At 65.9% G+C, this 15,713-nt stretch carries 18 protein-coding genes; 13 read left to right on the top strand and 5 right to left on the bottom strand.

Going from position 1 to position 15,713, the window contains the following annotated elements; genetic code table 11:
- Window positions 1-51 precede the first annotated feature (51 nt).
- Complete coding sequence (locus tag K3U94_RS00895; protein ID WP_047320380.1) at window positions 52-1,965, top strand: putative alpha/beta hydrolase; 1,914 nt, start codon at window positions 52-54, stop codon at window positions 1,963-1,965.
- Window positions 1,965-2,522 (top strand): LppA family lipoprotein, encoded by a 558-nt coding sequence (locus K3U94_RS00900; RefSeq protein WP_230987334.1) that lies wholly within the window; start codon window positions 1,965-1,967, stop codon window positions 2,520-2,522. Before K3U94_RS00895 ends, K3U94_RS00900 begins: the two co-directional genes overlap by 1 nt.
- Window positions 2,523-2,526: 4 nt before the next feature.
- Here K3U94_RS00900 and K3U94_RS00905 read toward each other — a convergent pair whose 3' ends face one another.
- Window positions 2,527-3,651: an NDMA-dependent alcohol dehydrogenase gene (locus K3U94_RS00905; RefSeq protein ID WP_046283287.1), complete on the bottom strand. Its 1,125-nt coding sequence runs from the start codon at window positions 3,649-3,651 to the stop codon at window positions 2,527-2,529.
- A 68-nt stretch (window positions 3,652-3,719) separates the two neighbouring features.
- Window positions 3,720-4,463: a glucose 1-dehydrogenase gene (locus K3U94_RS00910; RefSeq protein ID WP_046283286.1), complete on the bottom strand. Its 744-nt coding sequence runs from the start codon at window positions 4,461-4,463 to the stop codon at window positions 3,720-3,722.
- Between the two features lie 48 nt (window positions 4,464-4,511).
- On the opposite strand from K3U94_RS00910, the gene K3U94_RS00915 reads away from it, so the two are divergent.
- From K3U94_RS00915 to K3U94_RS00935, 5 genes are read left to right on the top strand one after another with little or no spacing between them, the layout of a single operon-like run.
- Window positions 4,512-5,363, top strand: coding sequence for an alpha/beta hydrolase (locus K3U94_RS00915; RefSeq protein ID WP_046283285.1), 852 nt, complete (start codon window positions 4,512-4,514; stop codon window positions 5,361-5,363).
- Between the two features lie 45 nt (window positions 5,364-5,408).
- A complete protein-coding gene (locus tag K3U94_RS00920) occupies window positions 5,409-6,161 on the top strand; it encodes a DUF2786 domain-containing protein (RefSeq protein WP_046283330.1) in 753 nt (250 codons plus the stop codon).
- A complete protein-coding gene (locus K3U94_RS00925) occupies window positions 6,158-6,664 on the top strand; it encodes a TIGR04338 family metallohydrolase (RefSeq protein WP_046283284.1) in 507 nt (168 codons plus the stop codon). The genes K3U94_RS00920 and K3U94_RS00925 overlap by 4 nt, the downstream gene beginning before the upstream one ends.
- Window positions 6,665-6,723: 59 nt before the next feature.
- A complete protein-coding gene (locus K3U94_RS00930; protein WP_052956959.1) occupies window positions 6,724-8,400 on the top strand; it encodes a putative alpha/beta hydrolase in 1,677 nt (558 codons plus the stop codon).
- 11 nt (window positions 8,401-8,411) lie between these two features.
- On the top strand, window positions 8,412-8,798 hold the full coding sequence (locus K3U94_RS00935; RefSeq protein ID WP_230987336.1) for a hypothetical protein: 387 nt from the start codon (window positions 8,412-8,414) through the stop codon (window positions 8,796-8,798).
- 98 nt (window positions 8,799-8,896) lie between these two features.
- Here the strand turns inward: K3U94_RS00935 and K3U94_RS00940 are convergent, their stop codons facing one another.
- On the bottom strand, window positions 8,897-9,253 hold the full coding sequence (locus K3U94_RS00940; protein ID WP_157864252.1) for a DUF732 domain-containing protein: 357 nt from the start codon (window positions 9,251-9,253) through the stop codon (window positions 8,897-8,899).
- Between the two features lie 124 nt (window positions 9,254-9,377).
- Here K3U94_RS00940 and K3U94_RS00945 point away from each other — a divergent pair, with 124 nt between their 5' ends.
- A complete protein-coding gene (locus K3U94_RS00945) occupies window positions 9,378-9,992 on the top strand; it encodes a transglutaminase-like domain-containing protein (protein ID WP_082134171.1) in 615 nt (204 codons plus the stop codon).
- 83 nt (window positions 9,993-10,075) lie between these two features.
- Here the strand turns inward: K3U94_RS00945 and mymT are convergent, their stop codons facing one another.
- Window positions 10,076-10,225 carry a copper-binding metallothionein MymT gene (gene mymT / locus K3U94_RS00950; protein WP_046283283.1) on the bottom strand — a complete coding sequence of 50 codons (150 nt, stop codon included), beginning with the start codon at window positions 10,223-10,225 and terminating at the stop codon, window positions 10,076-10,078.
- Window positions 10,226-10,348: 123 nt separating this feature from the next.
- Here mymT and K3U94_RS00955 point away from each other — a divergent pair, with 123 nt between their 5' ends.
- Window positions 10,349-11,008: an O-methyltransferase gene (locus tag K3U94_RS00955; protein ID WP_046283282.1), complete on the top strand. Its 660-nt coding sequence runs from the start codon at window positions 10,349-10,351 to the stop codon at window positions 11,006-11,008.
- A 128-nt stretch (window positions 11,009-11,136) separates the two neighbouring features.
- A complete protein-coding gene (locus K3U94_RS00960; RefSeq protein ID WP_046283281.1) occupies window positions 11,137-11,580 on the top strand; it encodes an SPW repeat protein in 444 nt (147 codons plus the stop codon).
- Window positions 11,581-11,635: 55 nt separating this feature from the next.
- Here K3U94_RS00960 and ilvD read toward each other — a convergent pair whose 3' ends face one another.
- Window positions 11,636-13,357: a dihydroxy-acid dehydratase gene (ilvD, locus tag K3U94_RS00965; RefSeq protein WP_047320382.1), complete on the bottom strand. Its 1,722-nt coding sequence runs from the start codon at window positions 13,355-13,357 to the stop codon at window positions 11,636-11,638.
- A 76-nt stretch (window positions 13,358-13,433) separates the two neighbouring features.
- Between ilvD and K3U94_RS00970 the strand changes: the two genes are divergently transcribed.
- The 3 genes from K3U94_RS00970 to K3U94_RS00980 all read left to right on the top strand — a co-directional run bounded on the left by K3U94_RS00970 (window position 13,434) and on the right by K3U94_RS00980 (window position 15,588).
- Window positions 13,434-14,006, top strand: a complete 573-nt coding sequence (locus K3U94_RS00970; protein WP_047320383.1) for a DUF305 domain-containing protein — start codon at window positions 13,434-13,436, stop codon at window positions 14,004-14,006.
- A complete protein-coding gene (ricR, locus tag K3U94_RS00975) occupies window positions 14,003-14,296 on the top strand; it encodes a copper-sensing transcriptional repressor RicR (protein WP_047320384.1) in 294 nt (97 codons plus the stop codon). Before K3U94_RS00970 ends, ricR begins: the two co-directional genes overlap by 4 nt.
- A gap of 80 nt (window positions 14,297-14,376) precedes the next feature.
- Complete coding sequence (locus tag K3U94_RS00980; protein ID WP_047320385.1) at window positions 14,377-15,588, top strand: MFS transporter; 1,212 nt, start codon at window positions 14,377-14,379, stop codon at window positions 15,586-15,588.
- The last annotated feature ends 125 nt before the right edge of the window (window positions 15,589-15,713 follow it).

The following is a 15,713-nucleotide window of genomic DNA, read 5'->3' on the forward strand; positions in this document are numbered from 1 at the left end:
GCGTGCCAATGCGGCTGGTTCCGCTGGTCGCAACCGGTTAGCCTCGGTCGGGTGAGCCGCCCCAGCCTGCAGCACCTCCAGGTGGACGGCCTCATCGCGGCGGCCGGCGGCGACCCGTGGGCGATCGACGACAGTCTGCAGGCCGGCAGCCCCACCCAGATCAACTTCCTGGCCCAGGCGTTCCACTCCGCCGCAGGCTCGGCCACCTCGGCCGAGGAAACCTTTGTCACCGCCCAGCAGCACTTCGAGCAGTACAACCGGGAGAACGGCGAGCAACCGATCAACAACAGCGCCGAGGTGCAGCGGGTCAAGGACGGCCTGCACGCCACCAACCAACAGCTCGGCCAGATCGCGGCCGACCTGGAGACCATCGCCGCCGCCTTGGCCCAAGCCCGCACCGCCTCGCTGGCCAACATCACCGCGCTCAACGCCAACCTGATCGTCCTCGACGCCCGCATCGGCGTGTACCTGGAGCAGGAGAGCCAGGGCCACGACCACGACGCGGACATCGCCCAGTGCCGCCAGTTGGCCGAGGACGACACCGAGACCGCGCTGCACAACGCCACGGTCATCCGCAACGGCTACTCCAAGACCTTGCAACAGGCCTTGACGAACCTGCGGGTGCGGGACGGCTACGACCCCGACATCGCGGTGCGCAAATTCGACGCGGACGCGCCGACACCGCCACCGGGACCGGTGCCCGACGACCCGAAACAGTTCAACGACTACTGGAACAGCCTGACTCCTGGACAGAAGGACTGGCTGTATAACTCCGACCACAACATCGGCAACCATCCGGGCATGCCCTGTGATCCGCCGGATCATCTGGGCTACGACCACTACAACAAGCTGCACCTGGCCGACGAACTCAGCCGGGCACAGGGCGCCGCCGCGCAGGCCGACGCGTTGAAGAACCAGCACCCGGACTGGGCTGCCGGCAACAACATCCCGCGACCCAACGAGCCGGGAGCGATCTTCGCCGACCGCGTCGCCTACGAGAATTGGCAACGTCAGTACGACGCGGCAAGGGACGGCGCGAAGTACCTGGACGACCTCAAGGCCGTCGATTCCGCCGTCAGTGGCAGTCCAGACCGCAAGTTGATGCTGCTGGACACCCACAGCGGCACCCAGGCCCGCGCGGCCATTGCCGTCGGTGATCCGGACAAGGCGACCCATGTCTCGGTCACCACGCCCGGGCTGAACACCACGGTGCACGGAGGCATCGGGAATATGACCGAAGAAGCAACCAACGTCAGACGGGAAGCATTGCGGCAATTACGGTTCGAGCCGGGACGCGAGAGCGATACCGTCTCGACGATCGCCTGGATCGGGTACGACCCGCCGCAGGTTCCCGGCTTCGACGACAAGACCGCATCGCTGGCCGGACTCTGGGGCGTCACCCACGACGACCTCGCCAGAGCCGGCGCCCACGATCTGGCTCGCTTCTACGACGGCATCCAGGCCTCGCACCTGGGCGGCCCCGCCGACCTGACCGCGATCGGGCATTCTTACGGGTCGCTGACCACCGGACTGGCCCTGCAGGAGCCCGGCGATCACGGGGTGTCGCGGGCGCTGTTCTACGGGTCTCCCGGCATCGAGGCGTCCACACCGGGGGACCTGCACCTGCAGCCTGGTCAGGTGTTCGCCATGGAAGCCCCCGACGACAAGATCCAATGGGTCTACGACGCCAGAGCTGTCGGCCAGGGCATTCCGATCATCGGCACCTACCTCAACAACGAGCTCGGCGACTTCGGGCCCAACCCGGCCACCAACCCCGAATTCACCCGCTTGGCCACCGGACCCTCCACAGTGACCGACGGCCACGGTGGCACCATCACCCTGCAAGAGGCTCACGGGCACAGTGACTACCCCCGCTTCCCCGACGGCGGAGGCCTTCGGACGACCAACTACAACATCGCCGCGGTCCTCGCCGGCCTGGGCGACAAGGCGGTTCAAGGAAATTGATGTTTCACCAAGTGTCCCCACCCCAGCCGCGACGATGCCTGTTCGCTGTCTTGGCCATCGTCGCACTAACCGCAGGATGTCACGTGTCCCAACCATATGAACCCACTCCGCCCAGCGTCGCCGCCGAGGCCTTGGCCGTTCTCAAGTCGTTGCCGTCGTTTGAGGACACTCAAACTCAGGTAGCCGCCACGATGAATGAAATAACCGCCGCCGCAAAACAACTCATCCCGTCCATCGTCTGGGAGACCCTGGACGAGGGAGATGGCGGAAATTGCGAGCGGCCATATGAGCAAACCGACGGTAAGCGTTACTTCCTGCCGGACGCGGTTGCCCGGGATGTCACGGTGTCAGAGCAGGCCTGGGCCAAGCTCGAAGAGGCCGCCAAGGCGGCGGCCGCCAAGCTGGACGCCACCGAGATTCAGGTCATGCAAGATCAGCCGGGCAATCACGACGTCGGGTTCTATGGCCCCACCGGTCTTTTCATCAAAGTCGGCTATCGGGGAAACCTCGTGGTTTCCGGCTACACCGGCTGCCGGCTGCCGCAGGACAAGAAGTAACCGCCTACCAGTCCGATTCGTCGAACGTGATCACGCCGCGGATGTTCTTGCCGTCGACCATGTCGGCGTAGCCGGAGTTGATGTCCTCCAGCTTGTAAGTCGTGGTGATCATCTCGTCGATCTTGAGCAGCCCGGACTTGTACAGGCCCACCAGCTTAGGCGTCTCGATGTGCGAGCTACCGCCGCCGAAGATGTTGCCCTTCAACGTCTTCTGCAACATGGTGAACAAGAACAGGTTCAACTTGACGTCGGCGTCGACCATCGAGCCCATGCCGGTGACCACGCAGGTGCCGGTCTTGGCGGTCAGGGTCAGCGCCTCTTCGATGTACTCGCCCTTCATGTCGCCCACCGCGATGATCACCTTGTCGGCCATCAGGCCCCAGGTCTCCTCCATCACCGGCATGATCGCCTCGGCCATGGACGGGTAGACGTGCGTGGCGCCGAACTTGACGGCCTGATCACGCTTGAACGCCACCGGGTCGATCGCGATGACGCGCCGCGCGCCGGACAGCACCGCGCCCTGCAGGGCGCTCATACCGATGCCGCCGACGCCGACGATGATCACGGTCTCGCCGGGCTTGACCTCGGCGACGTTGGTGGCCGAGCCGAAGCCGGTGGGCACAGCGCAACCCATGATCGCCGCGGTCTCGAACGGCACGTCCTTGTCGATCTTGACCACCGAGTCCTGATGCACGGTCATGTAGGGCGCGAACGTGCCGAGCAGGTTCATCGGGGAAACTTCATGCGAACCGGCGTGGATCCGGTTGGTGCCGTCGGCGATGGCCTTTCCGCCCAGCAACACCGCGCCCCGATCGCACAGCGAACGGAAGCCCTTCATGCACGGCGGGCAGTTGCCGCAGGCTGGGATGAAGGCCATCACCACGTGGTCGCCCTCTTCCAGGCCCGTCACGCCCTTGCCGACCTTGGTGATGACCCCGGCACCCTCGTGGCCGCCGAGTGCCGGCAGGCCGATCGGGGTGGCCCCGGTGGTCAGGTGATAGTCGGAGTGGCACATGCCCGCGGCGTGCATCCGGACCTGGACTTCGCCTTCAACCGGGTCGCCCAGCTCGATCTCGTCGACCCGCCACGGCGAGTTCAGCTCCCACAACAATGCGCCCTTGGTCTTCATGACCGGCCATCATAGAACACGTTTCAGAAGCGGCCCTGACGGGTGCTCTTAGCTGGGAGAATGCTGTCCTAGCTGGTCTTGTGTGGAATGCCCACCGACAGGCCTCCGTCGATCACCAGGTCGGCCCCGGTCATGTAGGAGGACTCGTCGGAAGCCAGGAAGACCACCGCGGTGGACACCTCCGCCGACTTGGCGCCCCGGCCCAGCGGAATCTGCAGCGAGTCATCGGGGATCGCGATGGTCATCCGGGTGCGGATCAGCCCGGGCAGCACACTGTTGATCCGGATGTTGTGCGGCGCCAGTTCGACAGCGGCGGCCTTGGCCAGCCCGCGCACTCCCCACTTCGAAGCGACGTAGCCGTACAGGCCGGCGGTGCCGCGCATCCCTTCTACCGACGAGATGTTGATGATGGAGCCGCCGCCGGCTGCCTTCATCGGAGCGACGGCGGCGTGCATGCCCAGCATGGTCCCGGTCAGGTTGACGTCGAGAACCTGCTGCCAGGCGGCCAGGTCGAAGTTTTCGAGGGCGTTGTATTTGGCGATCCCGGCGTTGTTCACCAAGACGTCGAGGCTGCCGAAGGCATCGACCGCGGCCTGGGCGGCGGCTTGCCACTGCTCGGGCTGGGTGACGTCGAGACGGACGAAGCGGGCGGTGTCGGCCCCCAGCTCGTCGGCGAGTTTGCTGCCCTCATCCTCCAGAACGTCACCGATCACGACCTTGGCGCCCTCGGCGGCCAGCGCCCGGGTGTGTGCAGCGCCCATGCCCCGCGCGCCGCCGCTGATCAGCGCAACTTTGCCTTCGACTCGTCCCATGGCTGGCGAGGTTACCTGGGCGGACACTTTGCCCGTTACGCTGCCCTGATGGCATCCCCCGGCTCTGGGACCCGCACCGAGCGAACCTTCGAAGGCGTGCGGGGGGTTCCGATCGTCTACGACACCTGGACGCCGGACACTCCGCCGCGCGCCGTGGTGGTGCTCTCCCACGGTTTCGGCGAGCATGCCCGTCGCTATGACCACGTCGCGGAACGGTTCGCTGCGGCGGGGCTGGTGACCTACGCGCTGGACCACCGCGGACACGGGCGCTCGGGCGGCAAGCGCGTGCTGTGCCGCAGCATCGCCGAATACACCGATGACTTCCACACCTGCGCGGGTATCGCCGCCCGCGAGCACCCCGGACTGCCGCGGGTGGTGCTCGGGCACAGCATGGGCGGGGCGATCGTGTTCAGCTACGGCGTCGACCGCCCCGACGACTACCAGTTGATGGTGTTGTCCGGGCCCGCGGTGGCTATGACCGACACGGTGTCGCCGGGGTTGGCCTTCGTCGCCAAAGCGGTCGGGGCTATTGCGCCGAGCCTGCCGGTGGAGAAACTCGACAGCGCTCTGGTCTCGCGCGACCCGGCGGTGGTGGCCGCTTACAACGAGGATCCGCTGGTGTACCACGGCCGGGTACCGGCCGGGGTGGCGCGGGCGCTGATCAAGGTCGGCGAGACCATGCCGACGCGGGCGCAGGCGCTCACGGCGCCGCTGCTGGTGGTACATGGCGCCGACGACGGCCTGGTCCCCGCCGACGGCAGCGAGCGGCTGGTGGAGTGCGTCGGTTCGGACGACGTGCGGTTGATCGTGTACCCGGGGCTCTACCACGAGGTATTCAACGAACCAGAGCGTGCACAGGTGCTCGACGACGTGGTGGGCTGGATCGACGCGCATCTGTGAGTTGCTGTCGGCGCGGTGTCGCCGATGTCGGTTAGCGTGGCGGCCATGAGCACCGACGACAAGATGTTGGCGCGGATCGCCGCCCTGTTGCGCCAGGCCGAAGGCACCGACAACGCCCACGAGGCCGAAGCGTTCATGGCGGCGGCGCAGCGGCTGGCCACCGCGACCTCGATCGACCTGGCGGTGGCTCGCGCGCACTCCGCCACCCGGACAGCGGCCACCGCGCCGGTGCAGCGCACCATCACCATCGGATCGCCCGGCGCCCGGGGGTTGCGCACCTATGTGCAGCTGTTCGTGGGGATCGCCGCGGCCAACGACGTGCGCTGTGACGTGGCAACCAATTCGACCTATGTCTACGCCTACGGCTTCGCCGAGGACATCGACGCCACCCACGCCCTCTACGCCAGCCTGGTCGTTCAGATGGTCCGGGCCTCCGACGCCTACATCGCCACCGGTGAGCACCGCCCCACCCCCACCATCACCGCTCGGCTGAACTTCCACTTGGCGTTCGGCGCCCGGGTCGGCCAGCGGCTGGCCGAGGCCCGCGACGAGACCCGACGCGATGCCGAGAAGGATCGGAGCAGGCCGCCGGGTACCGCGATTGCGTTGCGCAACAAGGAGCTCGAGCTGCGCGACTTCTACCGCGGCACCTCGAAGGCCCGCGGCACCTGGCGGGCCACCCGGGCGTCGGCGGGATATTCGTCTGCGGCGCGCCGGGCCGGGGATCGGGCCGGCCGCAAAGCCCGGCTGGGGGACAGTGCCGAGCTGTCGGTGGCGCGGTCCGCGCTGGAGCGGTGAGCGGCAACGCTTCGGGGCGCGACGCTCAGCGCGCCAAGGTCTACGCCGCGGAGGTCTTCGTCCGCACCTTGTTCGACCGCGCAGCTGAGACCGGTAGGCGCAGTGTGGAGTTCTTCGGCACCGAGCTGACGTTGCCGCCCGAGGCCCGGTTCGGTTCGGTGGCTGCCGTTCAGCGCTACGTCGATGACGTCATGGCGCTGTCGACGGTGCGCGGTCGGTGGCCGGATGCTTCTGGGTTGGCCGTGCGTGCACGCCGCGGGACTACGGCCGCGCACTACGAAAAGCTTGGTGCGGCAGGAATTATCGCCGTACCGGAACGCGGTGTGGACTGGGCGCTGCGGGAACTGGTGGTACTGCACGAGATTGCGCACCATCTGTGTGACACTCGGCCGCCGCACGGCCCGGACTTCGTTGCGACGTTCTGTGAGTTGGCCGAACTGGTGATGGGCCCGGAGCTGGGATATGTGCTGCGGGTGGTGTTCGCCAAGGAAGGTGTGCGGTGACGTGCGCTCCGGTGCGGTGTCGGTCATCATCTGACGATGGCGAGTAGCACGGGTGCGCCGTGAGCAGACCGAGCCTGCACTACCTGCGGGCCGGCTACCTGGTCGCCGCCGCGGGTGGTGATCCGTGGGCCGTTGATGACAGCGTGCAGGCCGGAAGCCCAACCCAGATCAACTTCCTGGCGCAGGCGTTTCACTCGGCGGCCGGCTCGTCCACCGCGGCCGAGGAGAGTTTCCGCATCGCTCGACAGCACTTCGAGCAGTACAACCGCGAGAACGGTGAGCAGCCGATCAACAACGGCGCCGAAGTGCAACGGGTCAAAGAGGGCCTGCATGCCACCAACCAACAACTCGGCCAGATCGCGGCCGACTTGGAGACCATCGCCGCCGCCTTAGCCCAGGCCCGGCAGCGTTGCGGTGAGCAGATCGAGGCGCTCAATGCCAATCTGCGGGGCTACGACGAGTATCTGGCTGATTACAACACCCATTACCTGGGATACCAACTACACGGTGACGATGTCGACACCCTGATCGAAAAGTGTTGGGACGGTGCGATAGCCGATACCCGGACGGTGCTGGCCAACGTCATGCTGCTGCGTGACGGCTATTCCGAGACGTTGCAGGCGGCGCTGACTAAGCTGCGGGTCAAAGACGGCTATGACCCCGAGGCCGTGGTGCGCAGTTTCGAGGCCGGCGCCACGCCAAAGCCGTTGAACCCCGCGGATGTGGAGAGTTTCAAGGTGTTGGCCCGGCAGGTCATGGCCAATGATGGTGTGCCGCCAGATCAGAGCGAAGCGCGGATCGATGCGGCGGTGCTGCAGGCCCAGCAGCCGCTACCGCGCTACGTTGCTCCCGAGTCGCAGCGGCGGGCGCCGTTGGGGTTCGGCGATGCGTTCGGAGACCGGTGGCGAGCCACCGAAGGGGCCGTCAAGAACCTGCTCGGACAAGGTGAACCGGGCGGCCCCGGTGTCCTGGAATCTTGGGGTGGCCTGGCCAAGGGGCTTGGTGACACCTTCCTCAACCCGGTCGGCGCGGGTGTCGCCCAAGTCAAGGACGCCCTGAACGCACCTAGCCCTGCATACTTTCTCGGCGAGAAAGCGTTCGACATCAGCGCCGCCGCCGTCACCCTTCCCTTCGGCGCGGAGGGGGCGTCGATTCGGGCAGGGCTCGGTGAGATCGGCCGCGGCGTACTCGACACAGGCCCGGTGGTTTCGTCATACGCAGATGTCGGATTCGACGTTCCCGCCACCTACCATCCGTGGGCGGAATACTCGGCCATGGATCTCAACTACGCGAGTAGGCACGGAGGGCCGACAGCCGGATTCAGTGAGGAAGTCGCTGACATGTCCACCCACTATGTGGGCGACAACCCAGACCGCGTCGTCCTGGGTAAGTTCGACGGCCAGGAGGGTGGCTACATCGGCGAAGCCCGGGGTCACGGCGGCATCTACTTCGATACCGGTGACCGAACCTGGCACGCACTGACCAACGGATTTGGCGATACGCAGCAGCGAGGCGTGGCGTGGCAAGTAAACAAACAGTTTCTCCGCGCTCAGATGGAAGAGGGTGTGCCGCGGATTGAATACGTAATTCCTGAGGGTTATACAAGCGTTGAGCAACTGGCAGTGGAGGACAGGTTGTCGTACTCCGCTGCTGAGATAAATTTTCTGAAAGAATACGCTGCTCAATATGGCTATCAACAATACGGAAATGTGTGGCTGTACGGAGGAGGCGGCTGACCATGAAGCCAATGGATCTGGACCAATTCCTCGGCCGCACGCTTTCCGGCGCCGGTTTAGAGATCGATGAAGTGCTGGACGACCTCATATATGCTGATCGCGGGGCATGGGCAATTTTCTACCGAGGGCCTGATTGCAAATTGCAGCTCTATTGGTCTGCGCGAAATGGTGGCTTGAACTTCATGCTAGCGCCGCTCGACGCACCGAATGAGTTCGGTTTATCAAATCAATCGAGGACGTGGCAATCCATACTTCGTCTCAGCGATGCGCACGATCAATTAAAGACCCCCGGAATGAGTGCTGACGATAACGAGATTATGGCGTGGTTGAAGGATATTTTTGAAATACACTTTGGGCCGGCGCGTGCAGCCTTATTGGCCGAGGAGCGTCCTCGCTAGCCTCTGCGCGGCCCCTCGCAAGGCCGCCTGGCTGTTGGTATGTCGGGCAACGCGCCGTCGACGGTTTCTGTCGAGAAGACGCGCGTCCCGGCGACTAGTTAGGTATTCGGTCTTTCACTGGGCGCACCAAGGGTGTCAGGGCATAGTTTCTCCTGTGCCGCCCGAGCAATCTCCCAATAAAAATGCGGAAAAGCGTTGAGGATCGGGCTAAGAGACGGCCTCGGTTCCATCTGCTCAAGGGTCATGCCCTCTCTGAGGCCACGACAAGTCCCCAATCCTCCAGCAAGAGTGCTGTTGTCATCCGCACGCCCAAGGAAGCCGTACTGACTTGGCACGCCAAGCTCGTGAGCCCGGTCGAGGAATGATTGGTTACGGTCGAGGAGTGATTGGTCATCAGCACTGGCAATCGGTGCCGCTGCGATGCTTGCCGCGAGAGCGGCGATGAGTAGTTTCATCCCGACCTCTCCTTTTCTTGTAGTCGTGGTTTGAGGATGTGACGCGTTGGCGGTTCGCCCATGGGTTTCGCTCATGATAGCGTCCCGTGGAGTGGCGGACTTCGGATCTAGCTAGGGTCAGTGAGTGACGAATTCCTTCCTGGTTCTTGAAGCCACAGGACCAGAGGCGTATCTGGGAGAAGACGAATTCGTCCAGTGCAAAGGGCCGTCTGTCCGGAACCTTGCTCGGGAATTACGGCGGCCTGCGGTCGATGATGTGTCGTTCGCCCAGGCCGCGTTCGAGTGGGTGCGAGACGAGGTCGCTCACTCCTACGACGTTGCAGACCCCCGGGTGACGCTGACCGCCAGTGAGGTTCTCGAGCATCGCGTGGGACTCTGCTACGCCAAATCACACTTGCTGGCGGCACTGCTTCGAGCAGAAGGCATCCCCGCCGGTCTCTGCTATCAGCGTCTGGTGCACGGCGACGGCCACGTTCTCCACGGACTTGTCGCGGTCTATCTCGACGGAGCCTGGCATCGCCAGGACGCGCGCGGCAACAAGGACGGTGTTGACGCACAGTTCTCCCTCGACTCGGAACGACTCGCGTGGCCCGTTGACATGTCCCTCGGTGAGATCGACTATCCGCAGGTCTTTGCCTCCCCCGCGCGGTGTGTCATTGACGCATTGCGTGACGCGACCGACGTCCTTGCGCTGTGCGATGCGGGCCTGCCGACTGCACTTGGTGCCGAAGCCTGCTAAACAGCCCCGGGTGGTGTAGACCAAGAACAGGCGTCCGGTGACGCACAACAGTCGAGGTTGTGCGTCACCGGCGCCGTCTGTCCTCAGCTGTTGACGGCTACCAGTTCGTCGCCGCAGGTGCAGCGGTAGCTCGCGCCCGCGCCGGGGCAGTGGCACGCCGTCTCGACCCGGACGCGGCATCCGCAGCCGTCGTGGCCGCACGTCAGCAAGGTTCCGTCCTCGTAGTTCGCCATCTGTCACACCTTCCTCTGTGATCCCCGGCGGGCCGCCGGGTTCCCCGACTATATACCCCATAGGGGTATGGGGTAAAGAAAAATCTGGAGCCAGAACCGCGGTCGGCGGCTAGCCTGGGCGAAGTGACTGAAAACTCCACACCCCGCGATGTCGACGCCCTGCTGGACAATCTGTTGGCCGGAGAAGACCCGGCTCTGACGGCGGCGCTGGCAGCCAGCGACGCGGCCGGACTGCCGCCGATCGCGGTCTCGGCGCAACAGGGCAAGTTCCTGAATCTGCTGGCCACCGCAGTCCGTGCCACCCGCATCCTGGAGATCGGGACGCTGGGCGGCTACAGCACCATCTGGCTGGCGCGCGCCGTCGGGCCGGCGGGCTCGGTGGTGACGCTGGAGTACGAGCCCAAGCACGCGGAGGTCGCGCGAGGCAATCTGGACCACGCCGGCGTCGGTGACCGGGTGCAGATCCTGGTGGGGGCAGCGCTGGAGACCTTGCCGACGCTGACCGGCGAGCCTTTCGACCTGGTGTTCATCGACGCCGACAAGGAGAACAACGTCGGCTACCTGAATTGGGCCGTGCAGCTATGCCACCCCGGCTCGGTGATCGTGGTGGACAACGTCATCCGTGAAGGCACGATCCTGGAACCACGCTCCGAGGACGCAACGGCACGCGGCAGCCGCGACGTGTTGGAGCTGATGGGCAAACACTCGCGGTTGCGGGCCGCGGCCTTGCAGACGGTGGGGTCCAAGGGCTGGGACGGCTTCGCCTTCGCGATCGTCGACTAGCAGGGGCCGATCGCCGTTTGGTGACGAATTTTTCGTTGCTGGCGAACAGTGGCCGGGCGTAATCTTTCATCAGATGGATGGGTGCAGCTGGCGCCAAACCGCCTGTTGCATAACAGAAAGGTTACGAAATGAGTACAGTCCATTCATCAATCGATCACCACCCTGATCTGTTAGCTCTACGTGCACGGTACGAGCGCGCCGCAGAGTCGATGACTGCCCAGGGAACCTTCGGATTGACGCTGCTGGCGGCCGTCTACGGGGCCGTATCCCCGTGGATTGTCGGATTCGAGGCGAGCACCAGGTTGGCCGTCAACGACCTTGTCGTGGGCCTCTGCGTCGCATTCCTGGCGTGCGGGATGGCGGCGGCCCTGGACCGCATGCACGGGCTCGCGTGGACCCTGCCAGTGTTCGGGGTGTGGTTCATGGCGTCGCCCTGGATCCTGCTGCACGGATCGCCGAGCACCGAGATGATCTGGTCCAACGTGATCGCAGGTGCGGTGATGACCATCCTCGGACTCAATGCCGCGTACTTCGGTATGCGGGCGCGGGGTGAGGCGGCCCGACACGCCTGACGACCCCACCGCGAGTAGTCCTCCGCAAGCGGGTGGGCTCGCTCGGCGCTGAAGGCTAGCCGCAGACGGCGCCGATGGCAGCCGAGCCCACCAGCTTGCGGTACTTGGCCAACACACCGGTGGTGTAGCGCGGCGGCGGCGGGGCGAAACCCTGCGCGCGAGCAGCGAATTCATCCGGGTCCGCCACCACGTCCAGGGTCGCGTTGGCCACGTCGAGGCGGATTTTGTCGCCGTCGCGCAAGAACGCGATCGGTCCGCCGTCCACCGCTTCGGGGGCGATGTGGCCGACGCACAGGCCGGTGGTGCCGCCGGAGAATCGACCGTCGGTCAGCAGCAGGACGTTCTTGCCGAGACCGGCGCCCTTGATGGCGCCGGTGATCGCCAGCATCTCGCGCATCCCGGGTCCGCCCTTGGGGCCCTCGTAGCGGATCACCACGGCGTCGCCGGCGCTGATCGTGCCGTCTTCCAGCGCGTCCAGGGCTGCTCGTTCGCCGTCGAAAACCCTTGCGGTGCCTTCGAACACGTCAGTGTCGAAGCCCGCGGACTTGACCACCGCGCCCTCCGGCGCCAGCGAGCCGCGCAGAATGGTGATGCCGCCGGTCGGGTGGATCGGGTTGGTCAGCGCGTGCAACACCTTGCCGTCGACAACCGGGGGGTTGAGCTCTGCGATGTTCTCCGCCATCGTCTTTCCGGTGACGGTCAGGCAGTCGCCGTGCAGCAGACCGGCTTCCAGCAACGTCTTCAACATCACCGGCACTCCGCCGATCTGGTCGATGTCGTACATGACGTGCGCCCCGAACGGCTTGACGTCCGCCAGGTGCGGCACCTTCGCGCCCACCCGAGAGAAGTCGGCCAGGGTCAGATCCACCTCGGCCTCGCGAGCGATCGCCAACAGGTGCAGCACCGCGTTGGTGGACCCGCCGAACGCCATCACCACCGCGATCGCGTTCTCGAACGCCTCCTTGGTCAAGATGTCGCGCGCGGTGATGCCGCGGCGCAGCAACTCCACCACGGCCTGGCCGCTGGCGCGCGCATACCCGTCACGGCGCCGGTCGATCGCCGGCGGGGAGGCGCTGCCCGGCAGCGACATGCCCAGTGCCTCAGCCGCACTGGCCATGGTGTTGGCGGTGTACATGCCGCCGCAGGCGCCCTCGCCGGGACAGATCGACCGCTCGATGATGTCGACGTCCTCTTGAGACATCAGCCCGCGCGAACAGGCGCCGACCGCCTCGAACGCGTCGATGATCGTCACCTCGCGCTCGGTGCCGTCGGACAGTTGGGCATAGCCCGGCATGGTGGAGCCCGCGTAGAGGAAGACCGAGGCCAGGTCGAGGCGTGCCGCCGCCATCAGCATCCCGGGCAGCGACTTGTCGCAGCCGGCCAGCAGCACCGAGCCGTCCAACCGCTCGGCGCACATCACGGTCTCGACGCTGTCGGCGATGACCTCGCGGGAAACCAGGGAGAAGTGCATACCCTCATGGCCCATCGAGATGCCGTCGGAGACCGAGATGGTGCCGAATTCCAATGGGTAACCACTGGCCTCCAGGACACCCTCTTTGGCGGCCTTGGCCAACCGGTCCAGCGACAGGTTGCAGGGCGTGATCTCGTTCCACGACGAGGCCACACCGATCTGGGGCTTGGCGAAGTCCTCGTCGCCCATGCCGACCGCGCGCAGCATGCCGCGCGCGGCGGTCTTCTCCAGGCCGTCGGTGACGTCACGACTGCGCGGTTTGATGTCGACGGACGCCCCGGCGGCGTTGGTGCTCCCAGAATTCACCAGCTCAGTATGCCGGTAGGGCCGTACCGGGCAAAACGAATAAATACCCCGCGGGGGTATGCGCTAAAGTGGGCCCATGAGATCCGTCCTGACCGCCGTCATCGCGGCCATTGTCAGCATGGCCGCCGGCGGGTGCCACCACGCACCGACACCCGCGCCCGAGGCGTCGACCAGTGCGGCAGGAATGGCCGTCGGCAGCCCGGCCGACGTGAGGTTTCTGGAGGACATGGTGATCCACCACCAGCAGTCCTTGGAGCTGGCGGCCATGGTGTACGGCCAGAGCACCGATCCGGCGCTACGGGCGTTCGCCGATCAAAGTGCAGCCCAGCAACGCACCGAACTGCAGGGTTGCCAGGCGCAGCTGTTGCAATGGGAGGTCCCCGGTGAGCGTTCGGCCCAGGACGAGGCCGCTGACATTCCCGGCATGCTGGACAAGGCCACCGTGGACAAGCTGCGCGGCCTGCGCGGACCGGCATTCGACACCCTATGGCTGCAGTCGATGATCGCCCATCACCGTGGCGCGATCGCGATGGCACAGAACGAAATCGAACACGGAGAGAGTCCCGAGGCGATCAGCATCGCGCAGTCTCTCCTGCCGTTTCAGCAAGCCGAGATCAATCAGATGAACCGACTGTTGGGGGCACCATGACCACCGAAGCTCCGGGGTACTCCCCGCGCAAGGACAACTACGCCAAACGGCTGCGCCGCATCGAGGGCCAGGTGCGTGGCATCGCCAAGATGATCGACGAAGACAAGTACTGCATCGACGTCCTCACCCAGATCAGCGCCGTCAACAGTGCGCTGCGGTCAGTGGCGCTGAATCTGCTCGACGAGCATCTCGTGCACTGCGTCAGCGGGGCCGTCGCCGCCGGCGGCGCGGAGGCCGACGCGAAACTCACCGAAGCCTCGGCCGCTATCGCGCGGTTAGTTCGCTCCTGACCCGCGCGCCGTTACCATGTGATCCAGCAGTTACCGGGAGCGCCATGCGCCACACACCACTCGACGCTGCCCCCCACCACATGACTGTTGAAACCGGAAATGCCCGATTGAGGCCGTGGACGCCGCAGACCACGGCGCGGTTGGCGATCCTGTCCGCCGCCGCTTTCATCTACGCCACCGCCGAGATCCTGCCGGTCGGCGCGCTGCCCGCGATCTCGGTCGGCCTGAACGTGAGCGAAGCGCTGGTCGGGACCCTGCTGGCCTGGTACGCCGTGGTGGCGGCGGCGACGACGCTTCCGCTGGTGCGCTGGACCGCGTTCTGGCCGCGCCGCCGAGTATTGCTGCTCACCCTGGTCTGCCTGACCACCTCGCAGGTGATTTCGGCGATGGCGCCGAACTTCGCCGTGCTGGCGGCCGGCCGGGCGTTGTGTGCCGTCACGCACGGCCTGATGTGGTCGGTGCTGGCGCCCATCGCCACCCGGCTGGTGCCACCCAGTCACTCGGGCCGCGCGACGACGGCGATCTATGTCGGCACCAGCCTGGCGCTGGTGGTCGGCATCCCGCTGACCTCGGCGATGAGTCTGCTGTGGGGGTGGCGGCTGGCCGTAGTGGTGATCACGGTGGCGGCGGCGGCCATCACCCTGGCAGCCCGACTCGCGCTGCCGGCCCTGGTGCTCAGCACGGACCAACTGGCCCTGGTCGGGAACCATCACCACCGCAACGGGCGACTGGTCGCGGTGAGCACGCTGATGCTGATCGCGGTCGTCGGGCACTTCATCTCCTACACCTTCATCGTGGTGATCATCGGTGACGTGGTCGGCGTGCCGGGGGCCCGCCTGGCCTGGTTGCTGGCCGCGTTCGGCGCTGCCGGGTTGATCGCGATGCCGCTGTTGGCGCGGCCGGTGGACCACCGGCCCAAATTGGTCACCGGTGGCTGCATGGCCGCGATGTCAGCGGCGTTCGCCGTCCTGGCGGCGCTGTCTATCGGCGGGCATCACACCACCGGTACGACGGTGGCGGGGGCGGCCGCGATCGTGCTGTGGGGGGCGATGGCGATGGCGGTGTCGCCGATGTTGCAGTCGGCGGCGATGCGCACCGCGCCCGACGATCCCGACGGCGCGTCGGGGCTGTACGTGACGGCGTTTCAGGTCGGCATCACCGGGGGTTCGCTGGCCGGCGGGCTGCTGTTCGAGCGGGCGGGGACCTCGGCCATGTTGGCGGCGTCGGCAACGCTGGTCGGTATCGCCGCAGTCGGCATCGTGGCCAGCCGACGCCTATTCGTCGTTCCCTGACGTTCCCGGCGCGGTAACGTTCGCCACTTCGCCGGCGGTAAAAACCGCTGTTCAAGGGGGTTCCCTGCCGTGCGTCACGCCACTTTTCGTCCGCAGCCGGAGTTAGCTGGCAGCCATCCTGTGAG

The organism is Mycolicibacter heraklionensis, assembly GCF_019645815.1.
Taxonomy (GTDB): Bacteria; Actinomycetota; Actinomycetes; order Mycobacteriales; family Mycobacteriaceae; genus Mycobacterium; species Mycobacterium heraklionense.

Excerpts from the sequence above, each read along its gene's own strand:
- ricR (WP_047320384.1), top strand. The coding sequence starts at position 14,003 with ATGACCACCGAAGCTCCGGGGTACTCCCCGCGCAAGGACAACTACGCC.
- K3U94_RS00970 (WP_047320383.1), top strand. The coding sequence starts at position 13,434 with ATGAGATCCGTCCTGACCGCCGTCATCGCGGCCATTGTCAGCATGGCC.
- K3U94_RS00960 (WP_046283281.1), top strand. The coding sequence starts at position 11,137 with ATGAGTACAGTCCATTCATCAATCGATCACCACCCTGATCTGTTAGCT.
- K3U94_RS00980 (WP_047320385.1), top strand. The coding sequence starts at position 14,377 with ATGACTGTTGAAACCGGAAATGCCCGATTGAGGCCGTGGACGCCGCAG.
- K3U94_RS00915 (WP_046283285.1), top strand. The coding sequence starts at position 4,512 with ATGGCATCCCCCGGCTCTGGGACCCGCACCGAGCGAACCTTCGAAGGC.
- K3U94_RS00900 (WP_230987334.1), top strand. The coding sequence starts at position 1,965 with ATGTTTCACCAAGTGTCCCCACCCCAGCCGCGACGATGCCTGTTCGCT.
- mymT (WP_046283283.1), bottom strand. The coding sequence starts at position 10,225 with ATGGCGAACTACGAGGACGGAACCTTGCTGACGTGCGGCCACGACGGC.
- K3U94_RS00940 (WP_157864252.1), bottom strand. The coding sequence starts at position 9,253 with ATGAAACTACTCATCGCCGCTCTCGCGGCAAGCATCGCAGCGGCACCG.
- K3U94_RS00910 (WP_046283286.1), bottom strand. The coding sequence starts at position 4,463 with ATGGGACGAGTCGAAGGCAAAGTTGCGCTGATCAGCGGCGGCGCGCGG.
- K3U94_RS00905 (WP_046283287.1), bottom strand. The coding sequence starts at position 3,651 with ATGAAGACCAAGGGCGCATTGTTGTGGGAGCTGAACTCGCCGTGGCGG.
- K3U94_RS00920 (WP_046283330.1), top strand. The coding sequence starts at position 5,409 with ATGAGCACCGACGACAAGATGTTGGCGCGGATCGCCGCCCTGTTGCGC.
- K3U94_RS00935 (WP_230987336.1), top strand. The coding sequence starts at position 8,412 with ATGGATCTGGACCAATTCCTCGGCCGCACGCTTTCCGGCGCCGGTTTA.